9 protein-coding genes and 1 pseudogene are annotated in these 8,738 nt (G+C 73.2%); 2 read left to right on the forward strand and 8 right to left on the reverse strand.

Translation table 11 applies throughout. The annotated features are described in order from the left end of the window. The 5 genes and pseudogenes from ACLEQD_RS30855 to ACLEQD_RS30875 form a co-directional block, all read right to left on the reverse strand. Nucleotides 1–562, reverse strand: a pseudogene (locus tag ACLEQD_RS30855) (DUF58 domain-containing protein); the annotation flags it as partial. Then, nucleotides 559–1,110 carry a hypothetical protein gene (locus ACLEQD_RS30860; protein WP_410389031.1) on the reverse strand — a complete coding sequence of 184 codons (552 nt, stop codon included), beginning with the start codon at nucleotides 1,108–1,110 and terminating at the stop codon, nucleotides 559–561. The pseudogene ACLEQD_RS30855 and the gene ACLEQD_RS30860, both read right to left, overlap by 4 nt. Nucleotides 1,111–1,173: 63 nt before the next feature. Further along, nucleotides 1,174–1,359: a hypothetical protein gene (locus tag ACLEQD_RS30865; protein WP_410389033.1), complete on the reverse strand. Its 186-nt coding sequence runs from the start codon at nucleotides 1,357–1,359 to the stop codon at nucleotides 1,174–1,176. A 204-nt stretch (nucleotides 1,360–1,563) separates the two neighbouring features. Beyond that, the gene (locus ACLEQD_RS30870) at nucleotides 1,564–3,213 is read right to left on the reverse strand and encodes a trypsin-like peptidase domain-containing protein (protein ID WP_410389034.1); all 1,650 of its coding nucleotides are present in this window, start codon (nucleotides 3,211–3,213) and stop codon (nucleotides 1,564–1,566) included. Nucleotides 3,214–3,335: 122 nt separating this feature from the next. Then, nucleotides 3,336–3,713, reverse strand: a complete 378-nt coding sequence (locus ACLEQD_RS30875; protein ID WP_410389036.1) for an STAS/SEC14 domain-containing protein — start codon at nucleotides 3,711–3,713, stop codon at nucleotides 3,336–3,338. A gap of 292 nt (nucleotides 3,714–4,005) precedes the next feature. Here ACLEQD_RS30875 and ACLEQD_RS30880 point away from each other — a divergent pair, with 292 nt between their 5' ends. Further along, nucleotides 4,006–5,037: a class I SAM-dependent methyltransferase gene (locus ACLEQD_RS30880; protein WP_410389038.1), complete on the forward strand. Its 1,032-nt coding sequence runs from the start codon at nucleotides 4,006–4,008 to the stop codon at nucleotides 5,035–5,037. Nucleotides 5,038–5,070: 33 nt separating this feature from the next. Here the strand turns inward: ACLEQD_RS30880 and ACLEQD_RS30885 are convergent, their stop codons facing one another. From ACLEQD_RS30885 to ACLEQD_RS30895, 3 genes are all read right to left on the reverse strand, one after another. Continuing rightward, on the reverse strand, nucleotides 5,071–6,738 hold the full coding sequence (locus ACLEQD_RS30885) for an ATP-binding protein (RefSeq protein ID WP_410389040.1): 1,668 nt from the start codon (nucleotides 6,736–6,738) through the stop codon (nucleotides 5,071–5,073). Further along, the gene (locus tag ACLEQD_RS30890; RefSeq protein ID WP_410389045.1) at nucleotides 6,639–7,721 is read right to left on the reverse strand and encodes a hypothetical protein; all 1,083 of its coding nucleotides are present in this window, start codon (nucleotides 7,719–7,721) and stop codon (nucleotides 6,639–6,641) included. Before ACLEQD_RS30890 ends, ACLEQD_RS30885 begins: the two co-directional genes overlap by 100 nt. An 83-nt stretch (nucleotides 7,722–7,804) precedes the next feature. Beyond that, nucleotides 7,805–8,503: a hypothetical protein gene (locus tag ACLEQD_RS30895; RefSeq protein ID WP_410389041.1), complete on the reverse strand. Its 699-nt coding sequence runs from the start codon at nucleotides 8,501–8,503 to the stop codon at nucleotides 7,805–7,807. A 2-nt stretch (nucleotides 8,504–8,505) separates the two neighbouring features. On the opposite strand from ACLEQD_RS30895, the gene ACLEQD_RS30900 reads away from it, so the two are divergent. Then, nucleotides 8,506–8,679 carry a hypothetical protein gene (locus ACLEQD_RS30900; protein ID WP_410389043.1) on the forward strand — a complete coding sequence of 58 codons (174 nt, stop codon included), beginning with the start codon at nucleotides 8,506–8,508 and terminating at the stop codon, nucleotides 8,677–8,679. The last annotated feature ends 59 nt before the right edge of the window (nucleotides 8,680–8,738 follow it).

Raw genomic sequence — 8,738 nt, forward strand, 5'->3', positions numbered from 1 at the left:
CCGGCTCCTTGCAGGCGTAGCCCCGGCGCGGGTACACGAGCAGCATCCCCTCCAGGGAGAACACGCGCGTCTTGGCGAACAGGCCCAGCGGCCACGTCGTGGTGACGCGCACGCCGGACAGGCGCACGGGGCCCCGGTGGGGCGCGGCCAGGTCCGCCCGGACGATGTGCTCCCTGCCTGCGGGCAGGTGCCCCAGCTTCCCGGTGCCGGTGAGCGGGGAGAGGTCCTCGGAGAACGTCAGCGCGAAGCCGTGGCCCGCCTTGCGCGACACCGCCCAGCGGTAGGCGAAGGGCTCGCGCGCGAAGGCCGCGTCCGCGCCCACCCGGCGCACCGTCAGGTCGCGCAGGCAGCGCTCCGACAGCACGCCGGACACCACCACCATGCTGAGCAGCAGGCCCAGCAGCAGGTAGAGCAGGTTGTTGCCCGTGTTGAGCGCGCCCAGCCCCACGCCGAACGTCACCACCAGGTACGTGCGGCCCGTCTTCGTCACCGACAGCGTGCGCGGCGGACGGAGCAAGGCGCGCAGCCGCGCCTTGAGGGGAGGACGGGCGGGGGCCTTCACCGGGGCGCCGCCACCTTGCGGGCGATCTCCTCCACCAGGTGCGCCGCCTCGTCCCGCGCGGACACGCCCTGCACGGCGCTCCGCAGGAGCACGCGGTGCGCCCAGCAGGGCACCAGCAGCGCCGGCAGGAGCCGCCGGGCCATGATGCCGCCCGCGTTCGCATGCAGGAACGCCCCCACCGCGCCCCGCTCGGGGCGCAGCAGCAGGGCCCCCAGGGACAGGAGCAGCAGGCCCACGGTGGAGTGCAGCGCGATGCCGACTCCCCTGCCGGCGAACCAGTACACCCGCGGCTCCTGGAACGAGTAGGCCACCAGCACGCTGAAGGACAGGAACAGGGCCCCCAGCGCCAGCCCCTGGCCCACCCGCCGCGCCCACCGTCCCCGCGCATCCCGGAGCGCCAGGGCCAGGCCGAGCAGCAGCAGCAGCGCCGAGGATTGGGGTGAAGTGCGCCCGCCCAGCTGCTGGAGCAGGGCGTCCCGGCGCGACGACTCCCCGAGGTACGTGCTCAGCATCAGGACGCTCAGCAGCACGCCCCCCAGGGCCAGCACCCGCCCAGCCGGCGCGACGTGGCCGCCGTCCGCCCAGCGCCAGCTCCGCGCACGCGGTGAGCATCAGGCCCCGGCCGTCAGGGGGACCATGGAGGGCAGGCCGGGAACGAGCTGCGTCAGCGTCACGCTCCCCACCGCCCAGCCCAGCAGCACCGCCGCGCCCAGCACGAGCGTCAGCCCCGCCGCCACGGACGACAGCCGGCGTGCCTGGCGCCAGAGCTCCTGTTGTCGGGCATCCGGTGTCTGCACACGCGGCCTCGGAGGGAGTGGGGATGCGCCTTCAAGTTAGGGCAGCGGTTGTTCCCTGCCTGCGCCGGGCTCGCGCCCCCGCCTGCCTTCCTCGCCTGCCTCCCTGGTGGGGCGGCAGGGGGTGGAAGGACACCGGGCCCGCCACTCCCCGCGGACGCGGTGGGGAGGGACGGGCCCGGAGAGGGGAGCCGTGGGGCTTCGGGGCTACTGGACGGTCCAGGCCAGCGTTCCGCTGCACGCGCTGCTGCCGAAGCAGCCCACGCGGATTTGATACGTGCCGCCCGCGCCCGCGGGCGCGGTGTAGGCCGCGTGCGACAGCGAGCCGCAGGCGTCGTCGTTGAACGTCACCTGCTGCCCGGCGGTGTTGAACAGGCGCACCACCGTGTCGCCCGTGCCGGACGCGCCCGCCACGCCGCAGCTGCCGAAGGACAGCGACTGGCCGGCCTGCAGCGTCACGTCGCCGTTCGCCGTGCCCGTGGTGGCGTTGGCGGTGTTGCTGACGTCGAAGGTGAAGGAACCCTGGGTGGGCGTGCTGCCCTGGGTGACTTCCCAGGCCACCGTGCCGCCGCAGCCGCCGTTCTGGTAGCAGCCGGCGCGGACCTCGTAGGTGCCCGCGACGGTGGCCGTGTAGCTGAGCTTCGAGCCGACGCCGCTGTCGCATCCGTCGTCGTTGGAGGCGACCTCCGCGCCGGACGGGCCGCGCAGGCGCAGCCAGGAGTCACCGCTGGTGAGGGCGGCGCCGGTGACGCCGCAGGTGCCCACGGTGAGCTTCTGGCCGGCCGCGAGCGTCACCGTGCCGTTGACGGTGTTGCGCGTGGCGCTGGCGGTGTTGGTCGCGGTGAAGGTGTACTTCGTGGGCACGGGGGGCGTGGCGTTGCACAGCCGCACGTTGCCGGGGTTGTTCGCGCAGAACTCCGTGATGGCGTTGTGCACGTAGATGATGCCTTCGCCTTCGCAGCCCGTCTCCGTGCACGTGTTGACGACGTTGCAGCTGCCGCGCGCCATGTAGTCCTCGTCGCCGAACACCAGGATGCCCGCCACGGTGTTGTTGACCGTCTCGTACACGCCGGAGCCGGAGTTGCCCCCGAAGGTGTCCGTGGTGGCGACGAAGTAGTCCATGAACTCCGCGTAGTTCTCACGCACGGAGCCGCCCGAGTCGATCTTGAACGGGATGCCGCTGCCGCTGCCGATGACGGCCACGTTGGCGCCCACCGCCAGGGGCGCGTTGCCCGGGCGCACCGGCGCCGGGGTGAAGCGCGGCGCCGCCGAGCGGTCCAGCTGCACGATGGCGAAGTCCACGTAGGTGTCCTCCGTCTCGTCGCTCAGGTGCCGCGCCAGGAGGGCCTTGCAGGTGAAGATGTCCTGGGTGGTAACGGTCTCCAGGGTCCCCTCGGCGGTGCGGTAGTACTTGAAGACGAAGCGCGCGCTCTTGCAGTCCGTCAGGTCCTCCACGCAGTGGCCCGCCGTCAGCACCAGGTCGTCGTCGATGAGCGTGCCCGAGCAGTAGGCCGCCGTCGGATCACTACGGAAGCGCTGGTCGGTGCACAGGTTCGCGTACTGGCCCAGCGTCTGCCCGTTGAACGTGACGTTGTTCGGGTTGGTCGTGTTGAGCGCCGAGGGCGACATGAGGGCCACGGTCGACAGCCGGGCCCGCTCCCTCAGCACCGCGCTGGAGTGCGCGTAGACGTCCTGGCGGTCGTCGGTGCCGTAGACGACCGGCGCGCTGGACTCGTTCAGCGCGGGCTGCTGCTCGGGCGCGCCCGACTCGGGGGCCGGCCCGCAGGCCAGGGCGGTGAAGGTACAGAACAGGGTGCCGAGCAGCTTCGCTCGGAGGTGGGGGGCGGGCACGGACATGCGGGCGGCTCCTGACGGGCACTGCGACAGACACAGTGAAGAAAGGGGGTGTCACTGGAAGACGGAGGCGGACCCCGGCGGTCGCAGGGAAGGACCGGGCCGGGGGGATGTCGGGGGTTGCTTCAGTCCGCGTCGGGCGCTTCGAGCCAGCTGAGCGCCTCGGCGCGCGACTCGAAGGTCTTCGCCGGGATGGTGAGGCCGGCGTTCTTGGTCATGCGCCAGGCCTGCAGGCCGCTGCCGGGGTCGCTCACCACGCGCGCGGAGCGCTTCATGCCGCGCTGCTGGGCGTAGGCGTTCAGCCGGGCCATCTCCCCCACCACGGAGGCGGGCATCACCCGCAGCCTGGATTGGTCCACCAGCGCGGACCACTCCGTGCCCCCACGGGCGGTGATGTCCTTCTTCAGTTGCTCGACGTACTCGGTCACGTCCTTCGGCGTCACTTCCGAGGGATAGATGATCTCGATGATGTCGTGGGGCAGGTGGGCGATTTCAATCTTCATGCGCGGCTTGCGGCTCTCTTCCAGGCGGGGCGCGCCATCCTAGCCGCAGTGCCTGTCGCCGGATACCGCACCCCCGCATTCCGCCGCCCCACGCCGCTCCACGCCGCAGGGGTTGTCAGACCTTGCGGGTAGAACCCTGCCAGCCCAGTCCCGCCGGACCCGGGGCGTCACGCGGCGGGTGCGGGACGGGCGGTGCGCGGGGCCCCGGCTGGCCGGCTGGAGCAGGGTCGGCCGAAGGGCGCGGGCGCGGGAAGTGGATGACCTCCGCTCCCAGGTTGTCAGGATGATGCCTATGCGCCAGCCCCTCTTTTCGGTCCACGGCGCGGCTCTGCCGGTCGCGCCTGAACCCAACCACCTCATCCTGGTGAACGGCTCCAGGGAGGAAGCGCCCACCCCCGAGGAGGCGTTCCTGGAAGCGCGGGAGTGGTTGGACGCACTGCACGCCCGGATGATGCAGGGCCCGGACGACACGCTGCACCAGGGCATGACGGACCTGCACGGGGGCCTCATCGAGCGGCGGCGGCAGTGGAGCCCGGAGCTGTGGAAGCGCTTCTGCCTGGAGCTGGCGCGCAAGCACCCGATGCGCCCCTTCCTGCACCAGTGCCCCTTCACCCGGCACGCCTTCGAGCGGCCGCGCGGCTACGCGGGCGACGCGGCCCTCATTGACTACCTCTACATGGACCACGCGGCGGACGAGCTGCACGCGGGCCGCGAAATCTACCGGTACATGCACGGGCAGCCCTCCGCGCGGAGCGTGCGCGAGCGCCGGGAGCTGCTCGCGCGGATGATGGACGAGACGGCCGAGCGGCGGCCGGACGGGCGCGTGCTGTCGGTGGCATGCGGGCACCTGCGGGAGGCGGAGTCGTCGCGCGCGGTGGCGGAGCGGCGGCTGGAGGAGCTCATCGCGTTCGACCAGGACCCGGTGAGCCTGGCCGAAATCTCCCGCCTGCACCCGGGTGGCATCGTGCGGCCGGTGTGCGGCTCGGTCCGCTCGCTGCTCGCGGGCAAGGCGGTGTTCACGGACCTGGACTTCGCGTACTCCGCCGGGCTGTACGACTACCTGTCGGACTCCGTGGCGGCCCGCCTCACCGCGCTGCTCTTCCACATGCTGCGCCCGGGCGGACGCCTGCTGGTGGCCAACTTCGCGGTGCACCCGCCGGAGACGGGCTACATGGAGGCCTTCATGGACTGGTGGCTCACCTACCGGGACGAGGACGGCATGCGCGGCCTCCTGTCGGAGACGCCGCTGGAGCAGGTGGCCAACGTGCGGCTGTTCCGCGACTCGCAGGACAACGTCATCTACCTGGAGGCGACGCGCCAGTAGCGCCGGCCCTCCAGGCTCGCCCTCCGTGCCCCTTCAGTGCACGGGGGAGCCGGAGCGGGGCAGGGTCACCGTGAAGGTGGAGCCCTGCTCCGGGGCGCTGGCGACGTCGATGTTGCCGCCCAGCGCCTGCACGATTTCGCGGACAATCCAGAGCCCCAGCCCGAAGCCGCCGTAGTGGCGCACGGACACCGCGCGCTCGAAGCGCTCGAAGATGCGCGCCCGGTCCTCCTCCGCGATGCCGATGCCGTGGTCGCGCACCTCCAGCCGCACGCGCGTCGCGTCCCCGTCCAGCGTTACTTCCACGGGCTTGCCCGCGCCGTACTTCATGGCGTTGGTCAAGAGGTTGCCCACCACCTGCTCCAGCCGGAGCGCGTCCCAGTGGCCCACGAGGCGCGGCTCGCTGGCGTGGAAGCGCACCTCGCACTCGGCGCGCACCAGGGCCTCGCGGCTGCGCTCCAGCTGGCCGCGCACCAGCGTCACCAGGTCCACGTCCTCGCGCTTGATGTGCAGCTGGCCCTGCGCGATGCGGGAGATGTCCAGCAGGTCGTTGACCAGCTTCCCCAGCCGCTGCGTCTGCGAGTAGGCGGACTCCAGCTTCGCGGTCAGCTTCTCCGGCGGCATGGGCGCGCCCTTCGCCTTCGCCTGGAGCCCCTGGATGTGCAGCTGCAGCGACGTGAGCGGCGTCTTCAGTTCGTGCGCGGCGATGGACAGGAAGTCGTCGCGGCGGCGCACGGCCTCCTGCTCCTCCCGGTAGAGGCGGCCCTGCTCCTCGGAGAGGGCGGCGACGCGCTCGAAGTTCTCCGCGTTCTCCAGCGCCGCGCCCGCGAGCACCGCCACGAAGGACGCCAGGCGCTCCTCGTCCTCGCCGAACAGCGCGCCCACCTTGCGGTGGCTGGCCACCACGCACGCCACCGTCTGGCCGCGCACCTGGAGCGGCGCGCACAGCAGCGAGCGCACGCCGAGCAGCTCCATGCTCTCACTGATGCCGCCGGGCAGCCCCTGGCCCAGCACGGTGATGCGGCCCGTCTCCAGCGCGCGGGCGAGCGCGGTGCGGCTGAGGCCCTGGTTCTTCGCGTCCTCCTCCGACACCACCGCGCGGGGGTCCACCACGGCGCAGCGCTCCGCGCGCAGCAGCTCCTGCATGGACTGGCGGGCGGTCTCGAAGACCGCGTCACGCGACAGGGCGGAGGCGAGCCTGCGCCCCACCTCCAGCACGCGCGGGAAGCGGTCCACCAGCGACAGCGTCTCCAGGCCGGCCGTGCCCTGCTCGGCCTCCTTGTGCAGGCCGTCCTCCATGGCCTCCAGCTCGCGGGCGGCCGTCTCCAGGTCGCGCGCGGCGCCGGGCCAGCCCTGCACGCGGCCCACCTCACCGCGGGCCTGGAGCGTCAGCGCGCGCTCCTGGCGCATCCCCAGCGTTTCGGCCACGCGCAGGGCTTCGTCCAAGTGCTTGCGGGCCCGCGCGGGGCGGCCGCGCAGCGCGCACATCAGGGCGCGCTCGCGCAGCGCATGCGGCAGGTTGTTGCGGTAGGTGCGCGCGATGTCGTGGGCGCGCTTCGCCACGCTGTCGGCCTCCATCATGAGCCGGTCGCGCTGCCGGGGGTTCAAGGGGCTGGCCTGCTGCGCCAGGCGCCTGCGCGCGGTGGCGAGCCACGGGGTGATGGGGGCCACGTACTCCTGGCGCAGGTGCGCGTCCTCCACCACGCGCTCGGCGCGCTCCAGCACCTCGCGGCGCGCGCGGGTTCGTTCTCCCGCAGCAGGCGCAGGCCCTCCGCCTGGAGCACGCCCGCGAAGGACTGCGGGTCGGTGGCGGTGGGCGCCGCCAGCTCCGTCTCCAGCAGCGCCGCGGGGATGCGGCCGCCGGTGGACTTGGCCCACGCCTCCAGGCCCAGGCGCAGCGAGTACCGGTCCCCCAGGGCGAGCGCCGCCGCGTGCAGCTTCTGGCTCACCGCCGCGGCCTCCTTCAGGCGGCCCAGGCGGTAGAGCGACATGGCGATCTGGAAGGTGGCGTTGTTCACCTCCCACGGGTCGCCGGTGCGCTCCAGCAGGCGCACCGCCTCGCGGCACTTCTCGATGCAGTCCTTGAAGCGCGACGAGGCGTAGAGCGCCAGGCCGTAGAAGTGCAGCGACTGGCCCTGGCCCCACACGTCGCCCAGCTGCTGGCGCAGGGCCAGCGACTTCTCCGCGTAGGCATACGCGCGCTGGAACCAGGGCAGGGTGGTGAGCGCGGGCGAGTGCGCGGAGTAGGCCTGCGCCAGCTCCGGCGTGGGCGGGTAGCGCTCCGCCAGGTTCATGTCGCGCAGGTGCGCCCACAGCACCGCGGCGCGGCCCCGCTGGTACCAGTAGCCGTACGCGAGCCGGCTGTAGAGGTTGACCGCGAGCAGGTCCTCCTCCCCCTGGGCCAGGGACTTGCGGGCCAGCCACAGGCGCGGCGCCACGGTGTGCGCGGCCTGCGTGAGGATTTCCCACGCGGCGCTCGCGCCGGTGGCCAGCGCGCCGGGCGGCACGTAGCGGCCCAAAAGCTTCAGGCCCTGCTCCAGGTAGGCGTTGGCCTGCACCGTCTGGCCGCGCTTGAAGGCGAGCTCGCCCAGGTGCCCCAGCGTGCGGCCCTGCTCCAGCCGGTCGTGCGCCAGCGCCTGCGCGGCCTCCAGCTGCCGCTGCGCCTCGTCGTAGCGGCCGCGCATCATCAGCGCGGTGCCCAGCCCGGACGCGATGCGGTAGCGGGTGTGCGCGTCCGCGCCCTCCGCGCCGCGCTCGGCGATGCGGTAGTTCACCTCCGCGGTGTCCAGGGAGAAGCGCTGGCGCGCCTGCTCCGCGGCCACCAGCGCGTAGGGCAGGGCCTGCGCGCTCTCCCCCGCCGCGTCGAAGTGGTAGGCCAGCTCGAAGGGGTCGTTGGGCGCGGCCTGCTGCGCGGCCCGCGCGGCCAGCCGGTGCAGCTCCCGGCGCTCCTCCGGGGAGAGCAGGTCCAGCAGCACCTCGCGCAGCTTGTCGTGCACGAAGGTGGAGCGCGTGCCCTCCGTCCACAGCATGTGCCGGCGGCGCGGCGGCTCCAGCGCGGTGGTGACGGCCTCCAGCGGCGTGCCGGACAGGCCGCCACCGCCCTCGTGTCGAAGGACTTGCCCAGCACGGCGCCCACGCTGAGCACGTGCAGGGACTCCGGCGGCAACAGGCGCAGGCGCCGCACCAGGAAGGTGGCCGCCTGGCGCGACGAGCGCGCGTGCGCCATCGCCTCCGGCTGCACCAGCCAGCCGTCCGGGCCGGGCATGAGGACGCCGTCCTCCACCAGCCCGTGCAGCACCGCGGAGGCCATGAACGGGTTGCCCTCCGCCAGCCGCGTCACCAGCTCCACGGCCTCCGGCGGCAGCACGCCGGCCATGGACTCCGCCAGCAGCGCCACCTCCGCCGCGCCGAAGGCGGACAGCTTCAGGTGCGCGCCCGGCGCCAGCCGCCGCAGCGACGTGGCCCGCATGGATGTCCTCGCTGCGGAAGGACACGATGAGCAAGAGCCGCCCGTCCCCCGCGCGGCGGCCCTGGGACCACGCCTCCAGCGCGCGCAGCGTGAGCGTGTCCGCCCACTGGCAGTCCTCCAGCACCACCACCGGCGGGCGCGTCCGGCGTGCCCAGCGCGCCCCAGGAGCGCGGTGAGGCTCCACACGCTGCGGCTCTCGCTCAGGGACTCCGGGCCAGGCCCTGGGACTGGGCGC

This window comes from Corallococcus sp. 4LFB, assembly GCF_046520365.1.
Lineage (GTDB): Bacteria > Myxococcota > Myxococcia > Myxococcales > Myxococcaceae > Corallococcus > Corallococcus caeni.

What these genes read in the sequence shown, in the direction of transcription:
- ACLEQD_RS30870 (WP_410389034.1), bottom strand. Translation starts at nt 3,213, where the DNA reads ATGTCCGTGCCCGCCCCCCACCTCCGAGCGAAGCTGCTCGGCACCCTG.
- ACLEQD_RS30875 (WP_410389036.1), bottom strand. Translation starts at nt 3,713, where the DNA reads ATGAAGATTGAAATCGCCCACCTGCCCCACGACATCATCGAGATCATC.
- ACLEQD_RS30880 (WP_410389038.1), top strand. Translation starts at nt 4,006, where the DNA reads ATGCGCCAGCCCCTCTTTTCGGTCCACGGCGCGGCTCTGCCGGTCGCG.
- ACLEQD_RS30890 (WP_410389045.1), bottom strand. Translation starts at nt 7,721, where the DNA reads ATGATGCGCGGCCGCTACGACGAGGCGCAGCGGCAGCTGGAGGCCGCG.
- ACLEQD_RS30895 (WP_410389041.1), bottom strand. Translation starts at nt 8,503, where the DNA reads ATGCGGGCCACGTCGCTGCGGCGGCTGGCGCCGGGCGCGCACCTGAAG.
- ACLEQD_RS30900 (WP_410389043.1), top strand. Translation starts at nt 8,506, where the DNA reads ATGTCCTCGCTGCGGAAGGACACGATGAGCAAGAGCCGCCCGTCCCCC.